The sequence below is a fragment of the Streptomyces sp. NPDC003393 genome (assembly GCF_053589015.1).
The window spans coordinates 19,412-44,864 of record NZ_JBSFRB010000018.1 but is presented as its reverse complement, the minus strand read 5'-3'; the positions used below and the strand labels follow the sequence as shown (position 1 = coordinate 44,864).

23 protein-coding genes are annotated in these 25,453 nt (G+C 72.1%); 12 read left to right on the top strand and 11 right to left on the bottom strand.

The features are described from left to right. Positions 1-23 precede the first annotated feature (23 nt). Complete coding sequence (gene miaB / locus ACWDUZ_RS19205; protein WP_451632978.1) at positions 24-1,544, bottom strand: tRNA (N6-isopentenyl adenosine(37)-C2)-methylthiotransferase MiaB; 1,521 nt, start codon at positions 1,542-1,544, stop codon at positions 24-26. 220 nt (positions 1,545-1,764) lie between these two features. Between miaB and ACWDUZ_RS19200 the strand changes: the two genes are divergently transcribed. Further along, the gene (locus ACWDUZ_RS19200) at positions 1,765-3,006 is read left to right on the top strand and encodes a glycosyltransferase family 87 protein (RefSeq protein ID WP_451632977.1); all 1,242 of its coding nucleotides are present in this window, start codon (positions 1,765-1,767) and stop codon (positions 3,004-3,006) included. Here the strand turns inward: ACWDUZ_RS19200 and ACWDUZ_RS19195 are convergent. Further along, entirely contained in the window at positions 2,943-3,347 is a 405-nt protein-coding gene (locus tag ACWDUZ_RS19195) for a pyrophosphohydrolase domain-containing protein (RefSeq protein ID WP_451632976.1), read from the bottom strand. The genes ACWDUZ_RS19200 and ACWDUZ_RS19195 overlap by 64 nt on opposite strands. 143 nt (positions 3,348-3,490) lie before the next feature. Between ACWDUZ_RS19195 and ACWDUZ_RS19190 the strand changes: the two genes are divergently transcribed. Then, entirely contained in the window at positions 3,491-4,489 is a 999-nt protein-coding gene (locus ACWDUZ_RS19190; protein WP_451632975.1) for a TAXI family TRAP transporter solute-binding subunit, read from the top strand. A 15-nt stretch (positions 4,490-4,504) separates the two neighbouring features. Here ACWDUZ_RS19190 and ACWDUZ_RS19185 read toward each other — a convergent pair whose 3' ends face one another. Next, positions 4,505-5,914, bottom strand: coding sequence for a sensor histidine kinase (locus ACWDUZ_RS19185; RefSeq protein ID WP_451632974.1), 1,410 nt, complete (start codon positions 5,912-5,914; stop codon positions 4,505-4,507). Between the two features lie 10 nt (positions 5,915-5,924). Next, complete coding sequence (locus ACWDUZ_RS19180; protein WP_451632973.1) at positions 5,925-6,611, bottom strand: response regulator transcription factor; 687 nt, start codon at positions 6,609-6,611, stop codon at positions 5,925-5,927. A gap of 285 nt (positions 6,612-6,896) precedes the next feature. On the opposite strand from ACWDUZ_RS19180, the gene ACWDUZ_RS19175 reads away from it, so the two are divergent. From ACWDUZ_RS19175 to ACWDUZ_RS19140, 8 genes are all read left to right on the top strand, one after another. After that, complete coding sequence (locus ACWDUZ_RS19175) at positions 6,897-7,673, top strand: amino acid ABC transporter ATP-binding protein (RefSeq protein ID WP_451632972.1); 777 nt, start codon at positions 6,897-6,899, stop codon at positions 7,671-7,673. A gap of 174 nt (positions 7,674-7,847) precedes the next feature. Further along, positions 7,848-8,687: a glutamate ABC transporter substrate-binding protein gene (locus ACWDUZ_RS19170; RefSeq protein WP_451632971.1), complete on the top strand. Its 840-nt coding sequence runs from the start codon at positions 7,848-7,850 to the stop codon at positions 8,685-8,687. Between the two features lie 119 nt (positions 8,688-8,806). Further along, the gene (locus tag ACWDUZ_RS19165) at positions 8,807-9,472 is read left to right on the top strand and encodes an amino acid ABC transporter permease (protein ID WP_451632970.1); all 666 of its coding nucleotides are present in this window, start codon (positions 8,807-8,809) and stop codon (positions 9,470-9,472) included. Continuing rightward, positions 9,469-10,347 carry an amino acid ABC transporter permease gene (locus ACWDUZ_RS19160; protein WP_451632969.1) on the top strand — a complete coding sequence of 293 codons (879 nt, stop codon included), beginning with the start codon at positions 9,469-9,471 and terminating at the stop codon, positions 10,345-10,347. Before ACWDUZ_RS19165 ends, ACWDUZ_RS19160 begins: the two co-directional genes overlap by 4 nt. A 175-nt stretch (positions 10,348-10,522) precedes the next feature. Further along, positions 10,523-12,178, top strand: a complete 1,656-nt coding sequence (locus tag ACWDUZ_RS19155) for an FAD-dependent monooxygenase (protein ID WP_451632968.1) — start codon at positions 10,523-10,525, stop codon at positions 12,176-12,178. A gap of 113 nt (positions 12,179-12,291) precedes the next feature. Further along, positions 12,292-12,402 carry a putative leader peptide gene (locus ACWDUZ_RS19150; RefSeq protein ID WP_451632967.1) on the top strand — a complete coding sequence of 37 codons (111 nt, stop codon included), beginning with the start codon at positions 12,292-12,294 and terminating at the stop codon, positions 12,400-12,402. Positions 12,403-12,548: 146 nt separating this feature from the next. Next, positions 12,549-13,082: a cysteine dioxygenase gene (locus ACWDUZ_RS19145; RefSeq protein ID WP_451633050.1), complete on the top strand. Its 534-nt coding sequence runs from the start codon at positions 12,549-12,551 to the stop codon at positions 13,080-13,082. A 20-nt stretch (positions 13,083-13,102) separates the two neighbouring features. Continuing rightward, positions 13,103-13,513, top strand: coding sequence for a rhodanese-like domain-containing protein (locus tag ACWDUZ_RS19140; RefSeq protein ID WP_451632966.1), 411 nt, complete (start codon positions 13,103-13,105; stop codon positions 13,511-13,513). An 8-nt stretch (positions 13,514-13,521) separates the two neighbouring features. Here the strand turns inward: ACWDUZ_RS19140 and recX are convergent, their stop codons facing one another. Continuing rightward, entirely contained in the window at positions 13,522-14,334 is an 813-nt protein-coding gene (gene recX / locus ACWDUZ_RS19135; protein ID WP_451632965.1) for a recombination regulator RecX, read from the bottom strand. 3 nt (positions 14,335-14,337) lie between these two features. Next, complete coding sequence (gene recA / locus ACWDUZ_RS19130; RefSeq protein WP_451632964.1) at positions 14,338-15,465, bottom strand: recombinase RecA; 1,128 nt, start codon at positions 15,463-15,465, stop codon at positions 14,338-14,340. 313 nt (positions 15,466-15,778) lie between these two features. On the opposite strand from recA, the gene ACWDUZ_RS19125 reads away from it, so the two are divergent. Beyond that, positions 15,779-16,570, top strand: a complete 792-nt coding sequence (locus ACWDUZ_RS19125; RefSeq protein ID WP_451632963.1) for a hypothetical protein — start codon at positions 15,779-15,781, stop codon at positions 16,568-16,570. 60 nt (positions 16,571-16,630) lie between these two features. On the opposite strand, the gene ACWDUZ_RS19120 is transcribed toward ACWDUZ_RS19125, so the two are convergent. The 5 genes from ACWDUZ_RS19120 to ACWDUZ_RS19100 form a co-directional block, all read right to left on the bottom strand. After that, on the bottom strand, positions 16,631-17,959 hold the full coding sequence (locus tag ACWDUZ_RS19120; protein WP_451632962.1) for an AI-2E family transporter: 1,329 nt from the start codon (positions 17,957-17,959) through the stop codon (positions 16,631-16,633). A gap of 60 nt (positions 17,960-18,019) precedes the next feature. Beyond that, positions 18,020-18,214 carry a DUF3046 domain-containing protein gene (locus tag ACWDUZ_RS19115; protein ID WP_358868969.1) on the bottom strand — a complete coding sequence of 65 codons (195 nt, stop codon included), beginning with the start codon at positions 18,212-18,214 and terminating at the stop codon, positions 18,020-18,022. Between the two features lie 90 nt (positions 18,215-18,304). Beyond that, complete coding sequence (locus ACWDUZ_RS19110; protein WP_451632961.1) at positions 18,305-18,613, bottom strand: AzlD domain-containing protein; 309 nt, start codon at positions 18,611-18,613, stop codon at positions 18,305-18,307. Continuing rightward, positions 18,610-19,374, bottom strand: a complete 765-nt coding sequence (locus tag ACWDUZ_RS19105) for an AzlC family ABC transporter permease (protein WP_451632960.1) — start codon at positions 19,372-19,374, stop codon at positions 18,610-18,612. The genes ACWDUZ_RS19110 and ACWDUZ_RS19105 overlap by 4 nt, the downstream gene beginning before the upstream one ends. Continuing rightward, on the bottom strand, positions 19,260-20,243 hold the full coding sequence (locus ACWDUZ_RS19100) for a helix-turn-helix domain-containing protein (protein WP_451632959.1): 984 nt from the start codon (positions 20,241-20,243) through the stop codon (positions 19,260-19,262). Before ACWDUZ_RS19100 ends, ACWDUZ_RS19105 begins: the two co-directional genes overlap by 115 nt. 153 nt (positions 20,244-20,396) lie before the next feature. Here ACWDUZ_RS19100 and ACWDUZ_RS19095 point away from each other — a divergent pair, with 153 nt between their 5' ends. Continuing rightward, positions 20,397-25,385: an ATP-dependent helicase gene (locus ACWDUZ_RS19095; RefSeq protein ID WP_451632958.1), complete on the top strand. Its 4,989-nt coding sequence runs from the start codon at positions 20,397-20,399 to the stop codon at positions 25,383-25,385. Positions 25,386-25,453: the final 68 nt, after the last annotated feature.

The window sequence follows — 25,453 nt, the reverse complement described above, 5'->3', positions numbered from 1 at the left end:
CGCTGGTCCCCCGCCAGGAGTGGTCAGCCGCAGCCGCAGCCGCTGCCCGCGGCCGCCGGCAGCGGCTCCGGGACGCCGATCTTCGGCAGACCCAGCATGACCCCGGCCGGCTTGGCCGCCTCCGCGGCGGTGCGCTTCTCCCAGGCGTCACCCGCCCGGGTGCGGCGCACGTCCAGCACCGGCCCCTCGGCCAGCAGGTGGTGCGGTGCCGCGTAGGTGACCTCCACCGTGACCACGTCGCCGGGGCGCACCTCCTGCTCCGGCTTGGTGAAGTGGACCAGACGGTTGTCGGGGGCGCGACCGGAGAGGCGGTGGGTGGCGCCGTCCTTGCGGCCCTCGCCCTCCGCGACCATCAGTTCGAGCGTGCGGCCGATCTGCTTCTTGTTCTCCTCCCAGGAGATCTCCTCCTGGAGGGCGACGAGCCGCTCGTACCGGGCCTGGACGACCTCCTTCGGGATCTGGTTCTCCATCTCTGCCGCCGGGGTGCCGGGCCGCTTGGAGTACTGGAAGGTGAACGCCTGAGCGAATCGTGCCTCACGGACGACGTGCAGCGTCTGCTCGAAGTCCTCCTCGGTCTCGCCGGGGAAGCCCACGATGATGTCGGTGGTGATGGCCGCGTGCGGGATGGCGGCGCGCACCTTCTCGATGATCCCGAGGTAGCGCTCCTGCCGGTAGGAGCGGCGCATCGCCTTCAGCACCGGGTCCGAGCCGGACTGCAGCGGCATGTGCAGCTGCGGCATGACGTTCGGGGTCTCGGCCATCGCGGCGATCACGTCGTCGGTGAAGTCGCGCGGGTGCGGGGAGGTGAACCGGACGCGCTCCAGGCCCTCGATGTTCCCGCAGGCGCGCAGCAGCTTGCTGAAGGCCTCACGGTCACCGATGTCGGAGCCGTAGGCGTTGACGTTCTGCCCGAGCAGCGTGATCTCCGAGACGCCCTCGCCCACCAGCGCTTCGACCTCGGCGAGGATGTCGCCCGGGCGACGGTCCTTCTCCTTGCCGCGCAGCGCCGGGACGATGCAGAACGTGCAGGTGTTGTTGCAGCCCACGGAGATGGACACCCAGGCGGCGTACGCGCTCTCGCGGCGCGTGGGCAGCGTGGAGGGGAACGCCTCCAGCGACTCGGCGATCTCGACCTGCGCCTCCTGCTGGACGCGGGCGCGCTCCAGCAGGACCGGCAGTTTGCCGATGTTGTGCGTGCCGAAGACGACGTCCACCCAGGGCGCCTTCTTCACGATGGTGTCCCGGTCCTTCTGCGCCAGGCAGCCGCCGACCGCGATCTGCATGCCGGGCCGTTGCGACTTCTTCGGCGCGAGGTGGCCGAGGTTGCCGTAGAGCCGGTTGTCGGCGTTCTCCCGGACGGCGCAGGTGTTGAAGACGACGACGTCCGCGTCGCCGTCCGACCCCTCGGGCGCCCGTACGTATCCGGCGTCCTCGAGCAGCCCGGCCAATCGCTCGGAGTCATGGACGTTCATCTGGCACCCGTAGGTGCGGATCTCATAGCTGCGAGTGACGCCCACTTCTTGGCTCCGGTCGATGCTGCTCATGCCACAAGGGTAGGCGCTCGCCGGAGTACCCCGGACGGCGCAGTCGGCGGCGCCGGCCCGGTGGCCGTGCCGCCGCGGCGCGGGACCGCTCCCGCGCCCTGCGGGGGCCCTCGCTCGCACGGCGGCCGTGCGGCCCCGTCGTTACGCTCGCAGCAGCCCTCTCGGACAGGCCGCAGCCCCTCTCGGACAGGTCCGCGGCCCTCTCGGACAGGTACGTGTGATGCAGCCTCACGACGCCCTCCCGGCGGCCGCCCCGGACGCGCCCGCGGCCGCCGCACCGCGCTCCTGGCTGCTGCGTCCGGCCGGTCCGGCCGCGGTCGCGCTCCTCGCCGTCGTCCTGCTGGCCCGGGCCGCGCGGGTGGCGGTGGTCTCCGCCCAGGGCGGCATGGACAACGCGTTCCTCGTCCACGCCGGGCAGGTCTGGCTGCACGGCGGTGCCCCGTACGCCGACCGGCGCTTCCTCTATCTGCCGAGCGCCGTGCTGTTCGCGGGCGGCCAGGCGCTGCTGCCGGCGTCGGTGCTGCGGGTGGCCGCGCCCGTGGCGTGCGTCGGGATGGTGGCCGCGGGCTGGTGGTGCGCGATACGGCTGTTCCGGGTGCCGGCGGGGAGCCGGTTCGCGGTGCTCGGGCTGCTGGCTCTGGTGCTGTGCTGGGCACCGGCCGGCCATCTGATGAACCTCGGCAACTGGACCGCCGTGAGCGCCCTCGCACTGCCGTCCGCACTGCTGCTGGCGGACCGCGGCCGCTGGGACGCGGCCGGGGTGGTCCTCGGGGTGTCGCTGGCGGTGAAGCCACTGCTCCTGCCGGTCGCCGTGCTGCTGCTCCTGGCCCGGCAGTGGCGCGCCCTGGCCTGGATGGTGGCGCTGCCGCTGGCCATGTCCGCGGGCGCGGCGCTCGTCGTACCGGATTCGAGCCATTTCTTCACCCGCACCCTGCCCTTCCTCCTCAGCGGTGGGGACGCGTTGATGCGGCCGTTCGACTGTTCTCTGCCCGCGGTGCTGCCGCGCCTGGGGGTGCCGCCGCTTTCGGCCCAGGTGGTGGCGCCGGTCGCGGCGTCGGCCGGCCTGGTGTGCGCCGGGCGGCGGTGGCGGCGCGCCGCGCCCGGTCCGGCGCGGCTCGCGGACACGGCCGCGATGCTCATGCTGGCGTTCTTCCTGGTGTGCCGGCCGTCCTACGAGCACTATCTGGTCGTCGTGGTTCCGCTGCTCGTCGCCGGGGCGCTGGAGGCCGGCTCGGTGACGCGGTCGCCGTGGTTCTGGGCGGCGCTCGTCCCGCAGGTGCCCGAGTTCGCCTTTCCCCACCTGGACGCGTCGACGCGCAGGGCGTTCAAGGACGTGTTCACGTTGTGCGGTCTCGCGTTGGTGCTGGGCGTGCGGTGCGCGCGTGAGGGACGGGTGGGTCAGGCGCCGGCGGGGTCCCAGCCCTGCCGACGGAGCACCGCGGAGACGTCGGGTGCCTCGTAGTGGTCGCCCTTGAGCACCTTGCCGTCGGCGCGACGGGTGACCTGGCCGTCCGGGCCGAGTTTGGTCATGTTGGAACGGTGGATCTCGGCGATCACCTCGTCCAGGTCGATGCCGTGCACCAGGGCGGTGCCGTACGCCACGTAGACCACGTCCGCCAGCTCGTGGGCCAGCCGGTCGAGCGGGCCGCCGGCCGAGACCTCGGCGACCTCGGCCGCCTCCTCCGCCAGCAGCTCGCCCCGGTGCGCGCCGAGCTCCGGCGACACGCGCGTCGGGGTGCTGCGGACGTCGAGCCCGAAGGCGCGGTGGAACTCACGGACCAGATCGGCGGGCGAAGAACTCATGCGGCGACTGTAGCCGCGGCCTGTGACAACCCGTCCGCCCCTCCCGCGGTCGCCCCGCTCGGCGGGCCTGGTCTGCCGGCCCGGTCTGCGGGCCTGGTCAGCGGGCCTGGTCAGCGGGCCGTCCGGCTGGCAGGATCGCGCGCATGTCCACGGTGTTCCCCTCGATCGGCAGGCGCCGCGGTGTGCAGGGCGCGACCGTCGCCGCCGTGGTCCTCGGGCTGCTGCTGTGGTGGCTGCTGCCGCTGGGCGACCGGCCGCCGAGCGGGACGATCACCTTCAGCACCGGGACCCTGCGCGGGGTCTACCAGGAGTACGGCGAACGGCTGCGCACCGCGTTCGCCAAGCGCATGCCGGACCTGAATGTGCGCCTGCTGACCAGCGACGGCTCGCAGGAGAACGTCACGCGGGTGGCGACCGGCAAGGCCGACTTCACGATCGCGGCGGCCGACGCGGTGGAGACGTACAAACTGAACCACGGTTCGGGCGCCGACCGGCTGCGGGGGGTCGCCCGCCTCTACGACGACTACGTGCAGCTCGTCGTCCCGCGCGACTCGGGGATCGACTCGGTCGCTGACCTGCGGGGCAAGCGGGTGGCCGTCGGGCCGCCGGAGTCGGGCGTGCGGCTGATCGCGGAACGGGTGCTCAAGGCGGCCGGGATGGACCCGCGCCAGGACATCCGGCCCGCGGGCGACGGCATAGACACGGCACCGGGCCGGCTGCGGGAGGGCGCGATCGACGCGTTCTTCTGGTCGGGCGGACTGCCGACCGACGGTCTGACGCGACTGGCCTCGAAGTTCGCGTTCCGGTTCGTGCCGATCGACGAAGACCTGGTGGCCGGACTGCACGCCCAGGGTGGCGCCACGCGCTACTACCGCGCCACCGAAATGCCCGAGTGGGCGTACCCGTCCGTCAAGAACGGTTCGACGGTGCCGACGATCGCCGTGTCCAACGTGTTGATGACCCGCAAGGACGTGGATCCGAGACTGACCGAGTGGATCACCCGGATCGTCATCGACAGCCGTGACCGCATCGGCGCCCACGTCCACTCCGCCCAGTTGGTCGATCTGCGCACCGCGATCTACACCGACCCCCTGGCCCTGCACGAGGGCGCGCGCCGCTACTACCGCTCGGTGAAGCCGTAGGGACGCCGCACCCTTCTACGCCCGCTGCGGTCCCGACCTCGGCACCGTCACCGTCACGCGCAGGCCCCGCGGCTCGTGGTGGCCGTAGGCGATCGAGCCGCCACCCGCGGCCAGCAGCGCGCGGGAGATGGACAGGCCGAGCCCGGAGCCCTTGATGTTCTGGTGGCGGCCGCTGCGCCAGAAGCGGTCTCCGATGCGGGCCAGTTCCTCGTCGGTGAGGCCGGGGCCCTGGTCGGCGACCACGACCGTCGAGGTGCCGCCGGCCCCGGAGACGGTCACGTCGACGCTCTCGCCCTCCGGCGTGAACTTCACCGCGTTGTCGATCACCGCGTCCAGTGCGGACGACAGCGCCACCGGGTCGGCCCACGCGGTGGTGGCCGGGCACTGCCCCACCAGCCGCACCCCCTTGGCCTCGGCGGTCGGCGCCCAGGCCGCCACCCGCTCCGCGGTCAGCTCGCCGATGTCGATGAGCTGAAGATTCGCCTCCGCGTGCTCGGCCAGCGCCAGGTCCAGCAGGTCGTCCAGGACCTGCGCCAGGCGCCGGCCCTCGGTGCGGACCGAGGCGATCTCCTCGTTGTCCTCGGGCAGCTCGAGAGCGAGCAGCTCGATGCGCAGCAGCAGCGCCGAGAGCGGGTTGCGCAGTTGGTGCGACGCGTCGGCGACGAAGGCGCGCTGCTGCTCCAGCACGTCCTCGACGTGGTCCGCCATCTCGTTGAAGGACCGGGCCAGCCTGCGCAGCTCCGGCGGTCCGCTCGCCGCCGCCACCCGTGACTTCAGGCGGCCGGTGGCGATGTCGTGGGTGGTGGCGTCCAGGACCCGTACGGGAAGCAGCACCCACCCGGTCAGCCGCAGCGCGGCCCCCACGGCGACCAGCATCGCGATGGTCTCGCCCGCGCCCAGGACCAGCCAGCCGTGCAGCGTGCGGGACCGCATCTGCCCGGTGGGCGAGTCGGTGACGACGACGGCGACGACGTCGCCGTCCCGGATGACCGGCGAGGCGACGACGAGACGGTGCCGCTGCCAGGGCCAGACCTGCTCCGGGTCGTGGCTGCGCCGGCTCAGCAGGGCCTCGCCGAATGCCTCCCGGACCTCGCCCGCTCGGGGCAGGGACCAGGTGCCCGGGGCGACCGCCATGGGCGTGGTGGAGCGGTAGAAGACGCCCGCCCGGATGCCGTAGACCCCGTAGTAGCTGATGAGTTCGCGGCGGAGGGTTTCCAGGCGCTCGTCGGGGACGGTGCGGCGGGAGCCGGTGGGCCGGTCGGTGACGAACTGGGCGAGCGCGGCGAAGCGTGCCGTGTCGTCGATCCGGTCGACGACCACCTTCTGTTGCTGGGCCGCGGCCAGGCTCACGGCGAGCGGGAAGCCCAGGGCCAGCAGGACCGCCGCCATCAGGACGATGAGCAGCGGCAGCAGACGTGTGCGCAACCCGTCCCCGCTACGCCGTCGGGGCGACGAGGCGGTAGCCGACGCCGCGGACGGTCTCGATCAGGGCGGGCAGACGGAGTTTGGACCGCAGGGAGGCGACGTGCACCTCCAGGGTGCGTCCGGTCCCCTCCCAGCTGGTGCGCCACACCTCGCTGATGATCTGCTCCCGGCGGAAGACCACCCCGGGGCGCTGGGCGAGCAGGGCCAGCAGATCGAACTCCTTGCGGGTGAGCTGGACGACCGCGCCGTCCACGCTCACCCGCCGGGTGGGCAGTTCTATGTGCACGGGGCCGAGGAGCAATGTGCTCTCCCCGCCACCGGTCACGTCCTCGTGGAGCGTGCGGCGGCTGACGGCGTGGATCCGGGCGAGCAGTTCCCCGGTGTCGTACGGCTTCACCACGTAGTCGTCGGCGCCGAGGTTGAGCCCGTGGATGCGGGAGCGGACGTCGGAGCGGGCGGTGACCATGATGACCGGGGTGCCGGTGCGCTTGCGGATCTTGCCGCAGACTTCGTAGCCGTCCTGGTCGGGCAGGCCGAGGTCGAGCAGGACCACGCCGAAGCCCTCGGCGTCCGGGACGAGGGCCTGCAGTGCCTCCTCGCCGCTGCGGGCGTGCGTGACGTCGAAACCGTGCCGGGCCAGGACCGCGGACAGTGCGGCCGCGACGTGGTTGTCGTCCTCGACGAGGAGCAGTCTCATCCCGGCCCCCTCCGGTTCATCCGTCGTATCGTCATCCCATGTAGAAAACCATGCACGCGCGCGTGCACCATGGCAGTCACGCCGATGGACGAGGATGGCGTCAAGAGGCTTCCGGTGGCGCGCCACCTGTCGTTACCCAGCCGGTACGCGCGCCACGCGACCCTGCTACGACATGTGTCCGGCCGCTACCGGATCGTAATGCTCAGATCTCCCTCAGATGTGGTGACGCTGGTGGCGAGGGTGGCTACTGTCCACCGAAACCGAGGAGGACGGAGCCTGAGAGCGATGACCGAAGTATCGATGGCCAAGGATGACGTGGCCTCGACCAACGATCTGGTCGTCCTGAAGAGCGTCAACAAGCACTTCGGCGCGTTGCACGTGCTCCAGGACATCGAGCTGACGATCTCCCGCGGCGAGGTCGTCGTGGTCATCGGACCCTCCGGGTCCGGGAAGTCCACTCTGTGCCGCACCATCAACCGCCTGGAGACCATCGACTCGGGCACGATCTCGATCGACGGCCGGCCGCTCCCCCACGAGGGCAAGGAGCTGGCCCGGCTGCGCGCCGACGTCGGCATGGTCTTCCAGTCCTTCAATCTCTTCGCGCACAAGACCGTGCTCGAGAACGTGACCCTGGGGCAGATCAAGGTCCGCCGCACGGACAAGAAGAAGGCCGAGGAGCGGGCTCGCGCGCTGCTCGACCGAGTCGGTGTGGGCGCGCAGGCCGACAAGTACCCCGCGCAGCTCTCCGGCGGCCAACAGCAGCGCGTGGCCATCGCGCGGGCGCTGGCCATGGACCCGAAGGTCATGCTCTTCGACGAGCCGACCTCCGCGCTGGACCCGGAGATGATCAACGAGGTGCTGGAGGTCATGCAGCAGCTCGCCCGGGACGGCATGACGATGATCGTCGTCACCCATGAGATGGGTTTCGCCCGCTCGGCCGCGAACCGGGTGGTCTTCATGGCCGACGGCCGGATCGTCGAGCAGGCTGCGCCCGACCAGTTCTTCAGCAACCCGCGCAGCGACCGCGCCAAGGACTTCCTGTCGAAGATCCTGCACCACTGACAGCCTCGGGCAACCCGCGCCGGCCGGGCTTCCGCCCAGGTCACGCGGGTCCCCCAGGTTCCCGCGGCGGCCTCGGCCGCACTGACGGCCCAGGTCGTCCCCGGTCGCCCGGTCCCTCGGCGCAGCCGAACCCCCAACGGGCCTCGACTCCTCTTTGAGCAAAGGACATCCACCATGAAGCTCCGCAAGGTCACCGCCGCCTCGGCCGTCGTGCTCGCCCTCGCCGTCTCGGCGACGGCGTGCGGTTCGGACAAGAAGGACGGTGACTCCTCCTCCGGCGGAGGCAGCAAGATCAAGATCGGTATCAAGTACGACCAGCCCGGTCTCGGACTGAAGGAGCCGAACGGCACCTTCTCCGGCTTCGACGTGGACGTGGCCACGTACGTCGCCGGAAAGCTCGGCTACAAGCCCTCGCAGATCGAGTGGGTCGAGACCAAGAGCGCCGACCGTGAGAACGCCCTGGCACGCGGCGACGTGAAGTTCATCGTGGCCACGTACTCGATCACGGACGAGCGCAAGCAGAAGGTGGACTTCGCCGGGCCCTACCTGCTGGCCCACCAGGACCTGCTGGTCAAGAAGGACTCCGACATCAACAAGGGCACGGACCTCAACGGCAAGAACCTGTGCTCCGTGACCGGCTCCACCTCGGCGCAGAACGTCCAGAAGACGATCGCTCCCAAGGCCAACCTCAAGGAGAACGGCGGCTACTCGGAGTGCATCGCCAGCCTTCAGAGCGGTGCCGTGGACGCGCTCACCACCGACGACTCGATCCTCGCGGGCTACGCCGCGCAGGACAAGTACAAGGGTCAGTTCAAGCTCGCCGGGCTCAAGCTCAGCAACGAGAACTACGGCATCGGTGTGAAGAAGGGTGACACCGAGACCCTGAACAAGATCAACGATGCTCTGAAGAGCATGGTCAGCGACGGCACCTGGCAGAAGGACGTCGAGAAGAACTTCGGCCCGGCCAACTACAAGTACGAGCCCGCGCCGAAGATCGGCCAGATCGTCAAGTAAGGCAAGGCTCCGGCCCAGGGCCACCGCAGGGTTTCACAGGGGCGCGCCGCTGCCCACCGCGATCAGGGCGGCGCGCCACGCCCTCCTCGTACGCCACCCACCCGGAAGCGCGGGAGATCGTGTTCGACTTTCTTCAAGGTTATGACGTCCTGGGGGCGTTCTGGATGACGGTGAAACTCACCGTCCTCTCCGCTCTTGGCTCCCTGATCTGGGGCACCCTGCTGGCCGCGATGCGGGTCAGCCCCGTCCCGCTCATGCGCGGATTCGGCACCGTCTACGTCAACATCGTCCGGAACATCCCCCTGACGGTCATCATCGTCTTCACCTCGCTCGGCCTCGCCGACATCTTCGGTATGACGCTGGGCGCCTCCGACTTCAAGATCCAGGGCTTCCGGCTGGCGGTGCTCGGCCTCGTCGCCTACCACGCGGCCTTTGTCTGCGAGGCGCTGCGCTCGGGTATCAACACGGTGCCGCTGGGCCAGGCAGAGGCAGCCAGGGCCATCGGACTGAACTTCAGTCAGACGCTCCGCCTCATCGTGCTTCCGCAGGCGTTCCGTGCGGTGATCGGCCCGCTGGCCAACGTTCTGATCGCGCTGACCAAGAACACGACCGTGGCGTCCGCGATCGGCGTGGCGGAGGCCGCGTACCTGATGAAGTCGATGATCGAGAACGAGGCCCAGACACTGCTCATCGGCGCGGTCTTCGCCTTCGGTTTCGTGGTATTGACCCTACCGACCGGGCTGATCCTGGGCTGGCTCGGCAAGCGACTGGCGGTGAAGCGATGAGCTCCGTCCTCTACGACACCCCCGGCCCCCGCGCCAGGCGGCGCAACGTACTCCTTTCGGTGGCCTTCGTCCTCCTGCTCGCCCTTCTGGTGTGGTGGGTGTGGCAGACCATGGACGCCAAGGGCCAGCTGAAGTGGTCCCTGTGGAAGCCGTTCACGACTTCCGAGGCATGGACCACCTATCTCCTGCCCGGCCTCGGCGACACGCTGAAGGCCGCCGGGCTCTCCATGGTCATCGCGCTCCCCCTGGGTGCCTTCTTCGGCATCGCGCGCATGTCCGACCACCGTTGGGTCCGCATACCGGCCGGCGTCGTGGTCGAGTTCTTCCGCTCGATCCCGGTCCTGCTGCTGATGTTGTTCGCCAACGAGTTCTACGCCCGCTCCACCAACGTCGGCACAGAAGACCGGCCGCTGTACGCGGTCGTCACCGGCTTGGTGCTCTACAACGCCTCGGTCCTCGCCGAGATCGTCAGGGCCGGCATCCTCGCACTCCCCAAGGGTCAGACGGAGGCCGCCTACGCGATCGGCCTGCGCAAGGGCCAGACGATGACGAGCATTCTGCTCCCGCAGGCCGTGACCGCCATGCTTCCGGCCATCGTCAGCCAACTCGTGGTCATCGTGAAGGACACAGCGCTGGGTGGCGTGATGATCGGCTACACGGAACTGCTCAACACCCGCAGCACGCTGGCGGCCAACTACGCCAACGTGATCCAGAGCTTCGTCGTGGTGGCGATCATCTACATCGTTCTGAACTTCACCCTGACGTCCTTCGCCGGCTGGCTGGAGCGGCGGCTGCGGCGGGCCAAGAAGTCCACCGGAGCGGTGCTCGCACCGGCGGCGGTGGGAGGCACCGAGTCGGCGGGAACCGCCGCCTGACGAAGAGTCACCCGCACGATGTGACCAGGGGCAGTGGAGTGATCACCACTGCCCCTGGTCACTTGACGCAAGCAGCGGCAATGGGTTGCATACGTTCTGTGATCGTGCACCCTGCTCCTACTGTTTGTTCACGTCTGTCCGTCAGGACACCGCCGCGGGCAGGGGGCGCCGCGCCGTGGACCCGGTGATCGTCGTCGGTGCGGGGCCCGTCGGGCTCACGCTCGCTCTGGCGCTGGCGCGCCAGGAGGTGCCGTCGGTCGTACTCGACGAGACACCGGGCCGAGACGCGCCGCGCGCCGCGCGGACCGTCGTGCTGCGTGAGGACACCGCCGCGCTGGTGGAGCGGCTGGCCGGGGTGCCGCTCGGCCCGGCCGGGTTGCGCTGGGCCGGATGGCGGCTGATGCGGCGCAAGCAGGTGACGGGCGAGGTCGTCTTCGGCGACCTCACGACGGACGGTGCCGCGGGTTCCGCCGGTGCGGCGGGTACGGTCGGCACGGGGCTGCCCGCGCCGCTGCACATCGCCCAGCACGTGCTGACCGGCGCGCTGCGCGCCGCGGTCGCCCGCGAGCCGCTGGTCGAACTGGCGACCGACAGCCGGCTCGACACCGTAGAGCAGGAAGCGGCGGGCGTCACCGTGCACACGCGTGGCCCGGCCGGCACCTGGTGGCGCGGGAGTTACCTGGTCGGCTGCGACGGGCCGCGCTCGACCGTGCGCAAGCTCCAGGACATCCGCTTCCCCGGCCGTACGGCCGTCGAGCGGCATGCCGTCGCCGCGCTCCGGACGGAACTCCCCCGGCCCGAGGAAGCGTTCCTCCACCGGATGCCTCCGTGGCGGACGACCGGCCCCTTCGCCGGGGAGATCACCGCCCGCCCGCTCCGGAACGGCGCGTGGCGGCTGGACTGGCTGCTGCCGCCCGGCAAGGACCTGGTCACGCCGGAACTGCTGGTCGCCCGGATCCGGGAGACCCTGACCGGCTGGACCGGCGAGTCCGCACCCGCGTACGAGTTGCTCGACACCGGAGTGCACACGGTCCACCACCGGCTGGCCCGCCGCTGGCGCGTCGGCCGCGTCTTCGTGGCCGGGGACGCGGCGCACCTGTTGGGCGCGTTCGGCACCCATGGGCTGGACGAGGGACTGCGGGACGCCGACAACCTGGCCTGGAAGCTGGCCACGGTCTGGCACCACGGGCCCCACGAGGCCCTGCTGGACAGCTACCAGACGGAGCGGCGGGCGGTCGTCGCCGCCCGGCTGCGCGCCGCGGACCAGGTACTTCCTGTGCTGCGCGGGGGCGGCGGGCTGCGCTCGTACGTCCCCGGGGCCTCGCGCGGGCACGACGCACTGCTGATGGACGGCCACCTCGGGCGTGGGGCGCTGGGCGCGCCAGGGGCGTACGCCGGCTCGCCGCTCGCGCCCCCGGACTGCGAGGCGGAGGTGCCGGTGGACACGCCGCTCGGCGCACCGGTCGCCGACGTGGTGGTGACGGCGGAGGACGGGTCGTTCGTGCAGTTGCGGGAGCGACTGGGGCGCGGGGCGCTGCTGGTGGTGCTGGTGGCGCCGGGCACCGGGGTGTGGGAGCGCCGGCACTGGGTGGGCGCCGGGATCATGCCGCGGCTGGCGGCCGCGGTGACCGCCCTGCCGCATCACGCCGAACTGCTGGTCGCCGAGAGCTATCCGGGTGCGGCCCCGCACACCGTGCTCCTGGTACGCCCCGACGGGCACCTGGTCACCGCGCTTAGCGGAGTGCGCCCCGCCGATCTGTACGCGGCTGCTGAGGCAGCGCTCGGCGGACCGGCAGACACGGAGACGCGCGCGGAGGCGGGGGCACGCTGACGTCCCGGCGCCTGCCCGTGTTCAGCTACACCCGTACGTCCGGATGCACCTGCCTGACCTTACGTACCGTCACCGTGTTGTCCACATGGATTACGGTGAGTTGACCGGTTTCCGTGCGCCGTGGTGTACTCCGGATCGTGACCGACACCGATGTACGCCTGTGGCGGAGGGTCCATATGGACCTCGTCCGCTATGCGGGCTGCGTCTGTCACCCGTTCTGCTGAACTCGCATCCCCTTTTTCCGCGCGCGCCGCTCACGTGCCTCCCGCGCTCCTCTGCGCCCCGTGCCGTCGCGCGCCTCCCGCGCACGCTCTTCAGGACGGTATACGTGTCTGTCTTCTCCTCCCCCAGCGCATCCGCAGCCGCCACCATCACGACCTCCGCGGCGGCTTCGGCCGCTTCCGCTTCCCGGCAACCCACCCAGGCGGAGCTTTTCGGCTTCGCGCGGCGGGTGGCCGCCGACGCCGAGCTGATCGCCTCCGTGCCGCTCGATCCCGCGGGCCGCACCTGGGTTCGACTGGAGGGACCGGCGGGCAGCGAGGCCTGGCTGATCGGGTGGCCGCCCGGCACCGGCACCGGCTGGCACGACCACGCCGATTCGGTCGGAGCCTTCGTCACCGCCGCCGGTGAACTGACGGAGAACTCCCTCGCCGCCCGGCTGCCCACCGACGGCTGGAAGACCCTGGAACTCACCGACGACGTGGACCGTGAGCGACGACTCCCGGCAGGCACAGGCCGCTCCTTCGGCCGCCACCACGTCCACGAGGTACTCAACGGGTCCACCGAACGGCACGCCATCTCCGTGCACGCCTACTACCCACCGCTGCCGCGGATCCGCCGGTACAGCCGCACCGGCCAGATATTGCGTCTGGAGCAGATCGAGCGCCCGGAGGACTGGCAGTGAACGAGACCGGAGGAACGGCAGTGAACGACGCGCAAGAACAAACGATCGGGATCGACGAGTTGCTGGAGCGGGTGCGCCAGGGCTACGAGCGCATCGAGCCGCGGGAGGCGTACGCCGCCGCCCGGGCCAAAGAGGCCCGGCTGGTGGACATCCGCTACGCCGCGCTGCGCGAGCGGGACGGGCTGATCCCGGGCGCCCTCGTCGTCGAGCGCAACGAACTCGAGTGGCGGCTCGACCCTCGCGGCAGCCACCGCCTCCCCGAGGCCACCGGCCACGATCTGCGCTTCGTGATCGTCTGCAACGAGGGCTACGCGTCGAGTCTGGCGGCCGTGTCCCTGCACCAGTTGGGCCTGTACCGGGCGACCGATCTGATCGGCGGCTTCCAGGCCTGGCGGGCGGCCGGCCTCCCGGTGACGGCGTGGGCTCCGTAGCCGCTGTCTCAGTATTCCTCGTCGGCGAGGAACTCCGAGTCCTCGCCCTCTTCCTCCAGCGCCTGTCGGACCACCCGCAGGGCCAGTCCCTGCGAGTAGCCCTTGCGGGCGAGCATGCCGGCCAGGCGGCGCAGCCGCTTGTCGCGGTCCAGGCCCCGGGTGGAGCGCAGCTTGCGGGCGACGAGTTCGCGGGCGGTGGCCTCCTCCTGCTCGCCGTCGAGCCGGCCGACGGCCTCGTCGATCAGCGCGGCGTCGACGCCCTTGGTGCGCAGTTCCTGGGCGAGCGCCCGGCTGGCCAGACCCCGCCCGTGGTGCCGCGACTCCACCCACGCGTCCGCGAACGCGCTGTCGTCGATCAGCCCGACCTCCTCGAACCGGGACAGCACGTGCTCCGCGGCCTCGTCCGGGATCTCCCGCTTGCGCAGGGCGTCCGCGAGCTGCTTACGGGTGCGTGGGGTCCCGGTGAGCAGGCGCAGACAGATGGCTCGCGCCCGCTCCACCGGGTCCCCCGGAGACTCCCCCTGCTCGGCCCTCGACAAGGAAGAGGTGTCCCCGTCCGCCACGGCCGCCGCCTCGCCGAAGCCCCGCCGGCGACGCCCGCGCCCGCCGCGCGGCCCGCCGTCACGCGAGCCGTCCCGGCGTGAGCCACCACCCGTATGTGAGCCTGCCGTGGCGCCGTGCGGCCGGTACGCGTCGTCGTCCCCGTCCGCACCGGTACCGTCGGCGCCCGTACCGGGCCGGTCCCCGGTGCCCCTCCCCCGTGGGGCACCGGAAGCGGTGTGTCCGTACTCGTACTCGGCCCAGTCGGTTCGTCGTGTCACGGGTCAGCTCTTGGCCGCGGCGGCCTTGGCCTTGGTGGCCTTGGCGGCCGCCGGGGCGGGCACCGTCTTGGCCGCGTCGGCCGGGGCGGCGGAGACCGCCGCGTCCGCGCCCGGCTCGGTGGCCGGCTCCTCCGGCCGCACGCCGACGCCCAGCTTCTCCTTGATCTTCTTCTCGATCTCGTTGGCCAGGTCGGGGTTGTCCTTGAGGAAGTTGCGCGCGTTCTCCTTGCCCTGGCCGAGCTGGTCGCCCTCGTAGGTGTACCAGGCGCCGGCCTTGCGGACGAAGCCGTGCTCGACGCCCATGTCGATCAAGCCGCCCTCGCGGCTGATGCCCTGGCCGTAGAGGATGTCGAACTCGGCCTGCTTGAAGGGCGGAGCGACCTTGTTCTTGACGACCTTGCAGCGGGTGCGGTTGCCGACCGCCTCGGTGCCGTCCTTCAGGGTCTCGATACGGCGGATGTCGATGCGCACGGAGGCGTAGAACTTCAGCGCCCGGCCACCGGTCGTGGTCTCCGGGGAGCCGAACATCACGCCGATCTTCTCGCGCAGCTGGTTGATGAAGATCGCGGTGGTCTTCGACTGGTTGAGCGCGCTGGTGATCTTACGCAGGGCCTGGCTCATGAGACGGGCCTGCAGACCCACGTGCGAGTCGCCCATCTCACCCTCGATCTCCGCCCGCGGGACGAGCGCGGCCACCGAGTCGATGACGATGAGGTCCAGCGCCCCGGAGCGGACCAGCATGTCCACGATCTCCAGCGCCTGCTCGCCGTTGTCCGGCTGGGAGAGGATCAGGTTGTCGATGTCGACACCGAGCTTGCGCGCGTACTCCGGGTCGAGAGCGTGCTCGGCGTCCACGAAGGCGACCTGACCGCCGGCCTTCTGCGCGTTCGCCACGGCGTGCAGGGTCAGGGTCGTCTTGCCGGAGGATTCCGGGCCGTAGATCTCCACGACACGGCCGCGCGGCAGGCCGCCGACGCCGAGGGCCACGTCGAGTGCGGTCGACCCGGTCGGGATGACCTCGATGGGCTCCTTCGACCGCTCGCCCATGCGCATGACCGCGCCCTTGCCGAATTGCCGTTCAATCTGTGCGAGCGCGGCGTCGAGCGCCTTCTCGCGGTCGGTTCCTGCCATGGGTTCCACCCGGTTTGCTTGAGTCGATCGCTTCACGTCAAAGACGCTAACGCCTGCCACTGACAATGCGCCTCGACGCACGTCCGGCCTGTGGATAACCAAGGGACCTTCTACCCCACAACGGGGCGAAATCCCCTCCGTCGAGCGGCGCCGGAGCATCCATAAGAATAGATGTTCGATTTTCGTGTCAAGCTCGCCCGCACCTCGGCACGCCCCGGCCGCCCGCCGGTCTTCCCGCCTACTCCGCGCGCGGTAGACCGGGTGCCTTCGACCGGACGACGACGGTCCACGGCGCCTTCGCGAGGCTTGCGCCATGGCAGTCTCCACGTTCCCGCTTCGCCCGTCCGTCCTGTCCGCGCACGCCCGCGCGCTGCGCCCCGCCGAGCGGCTGTGCCACGCCACCGGCCTGCTCCTGGTGCTGTCCGGCCTGGCACACCTGGTCGTGTTCGCGATCGACGGCGGGCCGTGGGACGGGCCGGTCTCCTGGCGCAAGCCCTTCACGTTCGGGCTGTCCTTCGGAGTGACGCTGATCGCGCTCACCTGGGTCACGTCGTATCTGCGCGTCGGGGAGCGGCTGCGGACGGCGCTCCTCGTCGTCCTCGCCGCCGACTGCGTCCTCGAAGTCGGCGGGATCACCCTGCAGGCGTGGCGGCGGGTGCCCTCGCACCTGAACATGGAGACGCCCTTCGACACGGCGGTGTCGATGACGCTCGCGGTGGGCGGCGGCGTCCTCGTGGTGCTTCTGACCGCGTTCGCGACCGTGTCCTTCCGGCGACGGCCGGCCGGTCCCGCCGGGATGGCGCTCGCGCTGCGCTCGGGCTTCGCGATCCTGCTGATCGCCCTGGCCTCGGGCGCCGCCATGATCGCGCGGGGTGTGGTGCTGACCCGGACCGGTCACCAGCAGGCGGCGTACCACTCGACGGCCCCGCTCAAGCCGCTGCACGGGGTGAGCCTGCACGCGGTACTGGTCCTGCCCGCACTGGCCTGGCTGCTGTCCCGTACGTCCTTGGGCGAGCCGGTCCGCCGGCGGATCCTCACCGCCGCGGTCGCCGCCTACGCGGCCGCCGTCTGCGGAGCCGGGATCTGGGCAGCCCTCGCCCACTGAACTCCGCCGGACTCCCGCACTCGATGAAGCTCACCGGCTGGAAGCCACCGGCCTCGGTCACTACTCACCCGAGGGGCTCTCCCCGGCCACCACCGGCCCCCGCGAGGCGTCCGCCGTCCCGGACACGGCCGGAGCCGTGGAGTCCGGCGTCCCGGCCTCCTCCGCCTCGGCCGGCCGGATCCACAGCCTTCGCGCGCGTGTGAGCAGGCCCGGTGCCGTGACCCGGCTGCGGTGGCCATGGACGCGGGGATCGTCCGTGACGGCGTACCGCTTCACGTACGCCCCCAGGAACGCCTGCAGTGTGGCGACCGCCGGAATCGCGATCAGCGCGCCGACGGCGCCGAGCAGCGCGGTGCCCGCGATCACCGAGCCGAAGGCGACGGCAGGGTGGATGTCGACGGTCTTCGAGGTCAGCTTGGGCTGCAGCACGTAGTTCTCGAACTGCTGGTAGATCACCACGAAACCCAGCACCCACAGCGCGTACCACGGGTCGACCGTGAAAGCGATCAGCATCGGCAGGGCGCCCGCGAGATAGGTGCCGATGGTGGGGATGAACTGCGAGACCAGACCCACCCAGACGCCGAGCACGGGCGCGTACGGCACGCCCAGGGCCTCCAGCAGGATGTAGTGGGCGATGCCCGAGATGAGCGCCATCAGTCCGCGCGAGTACAGGTACCCGCCCGTCTTGTCGACGGCGATCTCCCAGGCGCGCAGCACCTCGGCCTGGCGGGCGGGCGGCAGCACGGAGCATACGGTGCGGCGCAGCCGTGGCCCGTCGGCGGCGAAGTAGAACGAGAACAGCCCGATCGTCAGCAGCCGGAACAGGCCGCCCAGCACCTGTGCGGACACGTCGAGCACCCCCGCCGCGCTGTTCTGCGCGTACTTGCGCAGCCAGTCGGAGTGGAGCAGGCCCTCCTGGACGTCCACCCGTCTGAGGTCGGTGTGGAACGTGGCGTTGACCCAGTTGATGACGGAGTCGAGGTAGTCCGGGAAGCCTTCGACCATCTTGATCATCTGTCCGGCGAGTATGGAGCCGAGCAGGGTGACGAAGCCCGCCGTGGCGATCGCCAGGCCGAGGAAGACCAGGAAGGTCGCGATGCCCCGGCGCATGCCGCGGGCGGCCATGCGGCTCACCGCGGGCTCGATGGCCAGGGCCAGGAAGAACGCGATGAGGATGTTGATCAGCAGGGCGGTGAGCTGGTGGAAGGCCCAGCTGCCGAGCTGGAACGCGGCGATCAGCGCCAGCGCGAGCACCATCGCGCGGGGCAGCCAGTGCGGCATGCGGGCGCCCGGCCCGGCGGCGCCGGCGGCCCGGGGCCGGGAAGGCGGCGTCGTATCGGTCGGGGGTGCGTGCTGGGCCGTCTGCCCGGACTCGTCAGTGGGTGCCACGGTGCAAGTCTCCCGCACGCCACCGACAGCCCGGCACACTCCCGCGACCGGGAGATGCGGTCAGCGCCTCTCCCGCGGCACGTTCATGACCTGACAGACCACGCGCCACACGTCCTTGGCCTCCCAGCCGGCCGCCAGCGCCTCGTGCACCGTGCGCCCGCCGAGCTCGGACATCACGTGATCACGTGCGAAGGTGTCGGCGTATCCGGCACCGAAGTGCTCCGCCATCCGTTCCCAGAAGACCGTCAACCGCATGCCCCCAGTATCCAGCCCCTGGGATGGCCCCTGGCCGGGCCGTCCGCCGGCGGCCACGCCGTGGACGGCGTGGCCGCCGGGGCCCGCGTCTCACCCGCCCATGGCCCGCACCCCGGCCGTCACCAGCACGGCCGCCGCGACGACGAGCAGGAAGGGTGCCCGCAGGACCAGAGCCACAGCGGCGGCCGCGAGCCCGGCCGCCCGGGCGTCCAGGACGAGCGCGCGCCCGTCGGCGAATGTCTGCTGGGCGGTGAGGGCGGCGAGCAGCGCGACGGGAAGCAGTGCGGCGAGCCGCTTCACCAGCGGCCGTTCCAGGGCGTCCGCCGGAACGAGCAGCCCGGCCAGCTTGACGGCGTAGCAGCCGAGGGCGGTCACGGCGACCGCGATCCAGGTGTTCAACGCCCGTCGTCCTCTCCCACGTCGGCACGGGCACCGTCCCTGCGGCGTCCCTCCAGGTACAGCACGGCCGGCGCGGCCAGCGCGGCGACCAGGACCGGCACCCCGGCGGGAAGCACGGTGAACAGACCGAGCCCCAGGAGCACGGCGAGACCGGCGACGGCCCGCTCGGTGCCGGTCTTCAGCATGGGAGCGAGCAGCGCGAGGAACACCGCGGGACCGGCGGCGTCCAGGCCCCAGGCGTCGGTGTCCCCGATGGCCTCGGCGCCCAGCGCGCCGAGCAGCGTGGTGAGGTTCCACAGGACGTACAGGGCGGCCCCGGTGACGGTGAAGCCGATCCGGGCGCTGCGGCGCGTGGGCTGCGCGAGGGTCACCGCGGTGGTCTCGTCGATGACCCATTGCGCGGCCAGCGGCCGCAGCCCGCGCGGGAGGGCCAGCAGCTGGGACAGGCGCAGTCCGTAGAACGCGTTGCGCACGCCCAGGAAGAAGGCGCCGGCGGCCGCCGTGAAGGGGTTGCCCCCGGCCGCGAGGGCTCCGACGAGCGCGAACTGCGAGGCCCCGGTGAACACCAGCAGGCTGAGCACGCAGGTCTGGAGCAGCGTCAGTCCGCCGCCCGCCGAGGTCACCCCGAAGGCGAACCCGGACAGTCCTACGGCGACTCCGACCCCGAGGGCGTCCCGGACGACGTCGGCGTCCGGTTTTCCGCCGTCGTCCTCTCCCGCGCCGCCGGCGCGTATGTCTGCGAGAGCTGTCTCTTCTGCCACACCCCGGACGGTAGGAGCAGCCGGGGCCGCGCGTCTTGTACGTTCTTGCGCTCGCGCTGGTACGCGCCCGGGGGCACGCCGACGATCCGGGAGAAGTGGCGGCTGAGGTGCGACTGGTCGGTGAACCCCACGTCCGCGGCGGCCTGGGCCGGTGCGGTGCCCTCGTCCAGCAGCTGCCTGGCCCGCCGCACCCGGGCGTCGGTCAGCCAGGTGTGCGGGGGCATGCCGTAGGTGTGCCTGAAGGCCCGCAGCAGGGCGAACGGGCTCGTCCCGAGGTCGGCCGCGAGCCTTTCCAGGGTCGGCGGCTCGGCCATGCGCTCCTCGAGCACGGCACGCGCGCGTGCCGCGATGCGGGCGCCCGCAGTGCGCACCTGCCGCTGTGGGAGCGTGCCGCCGTTCAGCCTCAGCAGCCGTGTCACGGCGACCCTCAGCAGGGTGTCGGCGGCCAGCGCGTTGCCCTCGTCGGCGGCGCGCAGCACCTGGTGGACCAGTCCGACGGCGTACGGGTCCTCGAACACCGGGCTGACGAAGCCCGGTGTCCCGCGGATCCCCGTGGTCTCCGCGGCGATCTCGGCCACCAGTTCGGGGGCCGGGTACACCGCCCCGTACCGCCAGCCCTCCGGGACTCCCGCCCGTCCCGTGTGCGGGGTGTCGGGATTGACCAGGGCGAGGGCCCCGGGTCCCGCGTACTGGTCGGCTCCCCGGTGGTGGAAGACCTCCACGCCCTCGGCGATGGCGGCGATCACGAAGTGCTCATGGGTGTGTCGCACGAACTCCTTGCGGACGTACCGGGCCCGCAGGAGATCGACACCGGGCAGCTCCTCGTACCGCCAGTGCCGTGCCCGCTCCTCGCCCGCTCCCGACGCCATGGACCCATTCTCCGCGAGGCACGGGGGGAATTTTCCCGAGACCACCGGTGCCTACGCGCTGCCGACCGGCCGGATCCGCGAGGCGACCCGCCCCGCCGGAGGCGAAGGCCCAGGTCAGCCCCCATTGTCAGTCGCCGGGTGCACGATGGACGCATGGTCAGCGATGCACACCGGGCCCTCGACGGCTTCTCCCCCGCGACCCGCGGCTGGTTCACCGGGGCTTTCTCCGCGCCCACCGCGGCCCAGGCGGGCGCGTGGCAGGCCATCGGCGCGGGCTCGGACGTGCTGGTGGTCGCCCCGACCGGCTCCGGCAAGACCCTGGCCGCCTTCCTCGCCGCCCTGGACCAGCTGGCCTCCGCCCCGCCCCCGGCCGAGCCGAGGAAGCGCTGCCGAGTGCTGTACGTGTCCCCGCTGAAGGCCCTGGCCGTCGACGTGGAACGCAACCTGCGCAGCCCGCTCACCGGCATCCGGCAGGAGTCCGTCCGCCTCGGTCTGCCGGAGCCGGAGGTGAGGGTCGGCATCCGCTCCGGCGACACCCCCGCCGCCGAGCGCCGCGCGCTGTCCACCCGCCCGCCGGACATTTTGATCACCACGCCCGAGTCGCTGTTCCTGATGCTGACGTCGGCCACGCGTGACGCGCTGACCGGTGTCGAGACGGTGATCCTGGACGAGGTGCACGCCGTCGCGGGCACCAAGCGCGGCGCCCACCTCGCCCTGTCCCTGGAGCGGCTGGACGAGCTGCTGCCGAGGCCGGCTCGCCGCATCGGCCTGTCCGCGACCGTCCGCCCGGTCGACGAGATCGCTCGCTATCTGTCCCCGCGTCGCAAGGTGGAGATCGTCCAGCCGGAGTCCGGCAAGGAGTTCGACCTGTCGGTCGTCGTCCCGATCGAGGACATGGGCGAGCTCGGTGGCTCACCTGCCGCCGACGGGGGCGACGGCGCGGAGCGGCCCTCGATCTGGCCGCATGTCGAGGAGCGGATCGCGGACCTGGTCCAGGCCCACCGTTCGACGATCGTGTTCGCCAACTCGCGCCGGCTCGCCGAGCGCCTGTGCAACCGGCTCAACGAGATCGCGTACGAGCGCGCGACCGGCCAGTCCCTGGACGAGCACCACTCACCGGCCGAGCTGATGGGCGGCTCCGGCGCCGCGCACGGCGCGCCCGCGGTCATCGCCCGCGCCCACCACGGCTCGGTTTCCAAGGAGCAGCGGGCGCTCGTCGAGGAGGACCTGAAGGCGGGCCGTCTCCCTGCGGTGGTGGCCACGTCCAGCCTGGAGCTGGGCATCGACATGGGCGCCGTGGACCTCGTCGTGCAGGTGGAGTCGCCGCCGTCCGTCGCCTCCGGTCTCCAGCGCGTCGGCCGCGCGGGACACCAGGTCGGCGCGGTGTCCACCGGAGTGGTCTTCCCGAAGTACCGCGGCGACCTGGTCCAGGCCGCGGTGGTCACCGAGCGGATGCGCTCCGGCGCCATCGAGTCCCTCCGGGTGCCCGCCAATCCCCTGGACGTCCTCGCCCAGCAGCTGGTCGCCATGACGGCCCTGGACACCTGGCAGGTCGACGACCTGCTGGCCCTGGTCCGCAGGGCCGCGCCGTTCGCCTCCCTGCCGGAGTCGGCGTTCACGGCCGTCCTCGACATGCTCGCCGGCCGCTACCCGTCCGACGCGTTCGCGGAGCTGCGCCCGCGCGTGGTGTGGGACCGGGTGGCGGGCACGGTCACCGGCCGTCCCGGCGCGCAGCGCCTCGCCGTCACCTCCGGGGGCACGATCCCCGACCGGGGACTGTTCGGGGTGTTCCTCGCCGGCTCCGATCCGAAGAAGGGCGGCGGCCGGGTCGGCGAGCTGGACGAGGAGATGGTCTACGAGTCCCGGGTCGGCGACGTCTTCACGCTCGGTACCAGCTCGTGGCGCATCGAGGACATCACCCGCGACCGGGTCCTGGTCTCCCCCGCGCCGGGCGTGCCCGGCCGGCTGCCGTTCTGGAAGGGCGACCAGCTGGGCCGCCCGCTGGAACTGGGCCGCGCCGTGGGCGCGTTCCTGCGCGAGGTCGGCTCCCTGCCGGACGAGGACGCGCGGCTCAGGCTGCTCGCCGCCGGCCTCGACGCCTGGGCCGCGGACAACGTCCTCGCGTATCTGAAGGAGCAACGCGAGGCGTGCGGCCATGTCCCCGACGACCGCACGATCGTCGTGGAGCGCTTCCGCGACGAGCTGGGCGACTGGCGGGTGGTGGTGCACTCGCCGTTCGGCGCCCAGGTGCACGCCCCGTGGGCACTGGCCCTCGGCGCCCGCCTGTCCGAGCGGTACGGCATGGACGCACAGGTCATGCACGCCGACGACGGCATCGTGCTGCGCCTTCCCGACGCCGACCTGATGGGCCTGGACCTCCTCGACCAGGAGCCCGTGAAGGCCGGCCTGGAGTACGACACCGAGCAGGCGCCCGTGGGCGCGGCGGACGTCGCGTTCGACAAGGGCGAGGTGGACCAGGTCGTCACCGACCAGGTCGGCGGCTCGGCCCTGTTCGCCTCCCGCTTCCGCGAGTGCGCCGCCCGCGCGCTGCTGCTGCCGCGCCGCAACCCCGGCAAGCGCACCCCGCTCTGGCAGCAGCGCCAGCGCGCGGCCCAACTGCTCCAGGTGGCGAGTGAGTTCGGGTCCTTCCCGATCGTCCTGGAAGCGGTCCGCGAGTGCCTCCAGGACGTCTTCGACGTCCCCGGCCTGGTGGAGCTGATGGGGGACATCGAGTCCCGCAAGGTCCGCCTGGTCGAGGTCACCACGCCCGAGCCCTCCCCCTTCGCGCGCTCGCTGCTCTTCGGATACGTCGCCCAGTTCCTGTACGAGGGCGACTCGCCGCTCGCCGAGCGCCGCGCCGCCGCCCTGTCCCTGGACTCACGGCTGCTGGCCGAGCTGCTGGGCCAGGCGGAGCTGCGCGAACTGCTCGACGCCGAGGTGCTGGTCGAGCTGGAGCGGGAGCTGCAGTGGCTGACCGAGGACCGCCGGGTCAAGGACGTCGAGGGCGTCGCGGACGTCCTGCGGCTGCTCGGCCCGCTCACCGACGAGGAGCTGGCCGAGCGGGGTGCGGAGCCGGGCTGGGCGCGGGGACTGGCCGGTGCCCGCCGGGCCATCCGGGTCCGGATCGCCGGGGCGGACCACTGGGCCGCGATCGAGGACGCGGGCCGACTGCGCGACGCGCTCGGCACCGCCCTGCCGGTGGGGGTACCGGAGGCGTTCACCGAGCCGGTGAAGGACCCGCTGGGCGACCTCCTCGCACGGTACGCCCGCACCCACGGCCCGTTCACCTCGGCCACGGCGGCGGCCCGTTTCGGCCTGGGCGTGGCGGTCACGGAGGGCGCGCTGCAACGGCTCGCCGCGAACGGCCGCGTCGTCCAGGGCGAGTTCCACCCGGCGGGCATCGGCCAGGAGTGGTGCGACGCGGCGGTGCTGCGCCGGCTGCGCCGCCGCTCGCTGGCCGCGCTCCGGCACGAGCTGGAGCCGGTGCCGCCGACCGCACTCGCCCAGTTCCTGCCCCAGTGGCAGCACATCGGCAGGGGACACGGCCTGCGTGGCATCGACGGACTGGTGCGGGCGATCGAGCAGTTGCAGGGCGCCTCCGTGCCGGCCTCGGCGCTGGAGAAGCTGGTCCTGCCCTCACGCGTGGCGGACTACACCCCGTCGATGCTCGACGAACTCACCGCGGCCGGCGAAGTGGTGTGGGCCGGCGCGGGGGCACTGCCCGGCAAGGACGGCTGGGTCTCCTTGTACCTCGCGGACGCGGCCCCGCTCCTCCTGCCGCCCCCGCACCCGCTGGAGTTGACAGCGCTGCACCAATCGGTCCTGGACGCCCTTTCCGGCGGCTACGGCCTGTTCTTCCGTCAGATCGCCGACCGGGTCCGGGCGACCACTCACCCCGAGGCCACGGATCCCGAACTGGCCGACGCCCTCTGGGACCTGGCCTGGTCGGGGCGGCTCACCAACGACACACTGGCGCCGATGCGTTCCCTGCTGGGCTCGGGTCGCACCGCCGGCTCCACCGCCCACCGTGCCAAGCGCGCCGTTCCGCGGGGGCGCTACGGCTCGTTGACGGCCGCCGCCCGTCCCGCCTCGCGTGGCGGCCCGCCGACGGTCGCCGGACGCTGGTCCCTGCTGCCCGCCCGCGACACCGACGCCACCGTGCGCGCCCACGCGCTCGCCCGCACCCTCCTCGACCGGCATGGTGTGGTCACGCGGGGAGCGGTGTCCGCGGAGGGCGTCGAGGGCGGGTTCTCGGCCGTGTACCGGGTCCTGTCCGTCTTCGAGGAGAGCGGCCAGGCCCGACGGGGCTATGTGGTGGAGGGTCTGGGCGCGGCACAGTTCGCCATGGACGGTGCGGTCGACCGGCTCCGCGCGGTGGCCAACGCACGGGAGCGGGGCGAGGGCCTGCCCGGTCCGGCTTTCGCGGGCGGCGCGAGCCCGGACGCTTTCGGCTCCCCCGACGGCTTCCGGCCGCCGGACGTCTCCGGACCGCCCGGCGGCCTCGACTGGGCCCATCCCTTCGAACCGTCCGGCGGCTTCGGCGGCGTCGGTCCCGGCGACATCGGTCCCGGCGCCTCCGGCTTCGGCGGTGACGCCGACTGGCGGGCCACCGGGCGCTCCTCGCCGGACGAGTACGTCTCCCCCAGGGACCTCCCGTCACCGGGCTACGGCGGGCCACGGGGCGGCGGTCAGTCTCTGCCGTACGGCGGCTCCGGTCCCGGCGCCCGGCGTGGCCGTGGCGGCTCCGCGGACTCCCGGACGGTCGTCCTGGCCGCCGCCGACCCCGCGAACGCCTACGGTGCCGCCCTGCCCTGGCCGGAACCGCCGACCGGCGCCGGGCACAAGCCCGGTCGCAAGGCCGGCTCGCTGGTGGTGCTCGTGGACGGCGAGTTGACCCTCTACATGGAGCGCGGTGGCAAGACCCTGCTGGCCTGGCCCGCCGACCCGGAGACCGAGGCCGGCGACGACCCGCGCCTGGGTGCGGCCGCCGAGGCGCTGGCCGCCGCCGCCCGCGCGGGCTCCCTGGGCACGGTCACGGTGGAGCGCGTCAACGGCGCCTCGGCTCTGACCGCGCCCCTCGGCAGTCTCCTGGAGGGTGCGGGCTTCATCGCCACCCCGCGCGGGCTGCGCCTGCGCGCATGACCGGGGCGGATGCGCGGGGAACCACGAGCGGGGCGGACGTGCGCGCAATCACGACCGGACCGCACGTG

Bases quoted from the DNA above. Each gene is read 5' to 3' on its own strand.
- ACWDUZ_RS19125 (WP_451632963.1), top strand. From the start codon at position 15,779: ATGGCAGTCTCCACGTTCCCGCTTCGCCCGTCCGTCCTGTCCGCGCAC.
- miaB (WP_451632978.1), bottom strand. From the start codon at position 1,544: ATGAGCAGCATCGACCGGAGCCAAGAAGTGGGCGTCACTCGCAGCTAT.
- ACWDUZ_RS19175 (WP_451632972.1), top strand. From the start codon at position 6,897: ATGACCGAAGTATCGATGGCCAAGGATGACGTGGCCTCGACCAACGAT.
- ACWDUZ_RS19170 (WP_451632971.1), top strand. From the start codon at position 7,848: ATGAAGCTCCGCAAGGTCACCGCCGCCTCGGCCGTCGTGCTCGCCCTC.
- ACWDUZ_RS19115 (WP_358868969.1), bottom strand. From the start codon at position 18,214: ATGCGGTTGACGGTCTTCTGGGAACGGATGGCGGAGCACTTCGGTGCC.
- ACWDUZ_RS19160 (WP_451632969.1), top strand. From the start codon at position 9,469: ATGAGCTCCGTCCTCTACGACACCCCCGGCCCCCGCGCCAGGCGGCGC.
- ACWDUZ_RS19095 (WP_451632958.1), top strand. From the start codon at position 20,397: ATGGTCAGCGATGCACACCGGGCCCTCGACGGCTTCTCCCCCGCGACC.
- ACWDUZ_RS19100 (WP_451632959.1), bottom strand. From the start codon at position 20,243: ATGGCGTCGGGAGCGGGCGAGGAGCGGGCACGGCACTGGCGGTACGAG.
- ACWDUZ_RS19200 (WP_451632977.1), top strand. From the start codon at position 1,765: ATGCAGCCTCACGACGCCCTCCCGGCGGCCGCCCCGGACGCGCCCGCG.
- ACWDUZ_RS19190 (WP_451632975.1), top strand. From the start codon at position 3,491: ATGTCCACGGTGTTCCCCTCGATCGGCAGGCGCCGCGGTGTGCAGGGC.
- ACWDUZ_RS19195 (WP_451632976.1), bottom strand. From the start codon at position 3,347: ATGAGTTCTTCGCCCGCCGATCTGGTCCGTGAGTTCCACCGCGCCTTC.
- ACWDUZ_RS19180 (WP_451632973.1), bottom strand. From the start codon at position 6,611: ATGAGACTGCTCCTCGTCGAGGACGACAACCACGTCGCGGCCGCACTG.
- recA (WP_451632964.1), bottom strand. From the start codon at position 15,465: ATGGCAGGAACCGACCGCGAGAAGGCGCTCGACGCCGCGCTCGCACAG.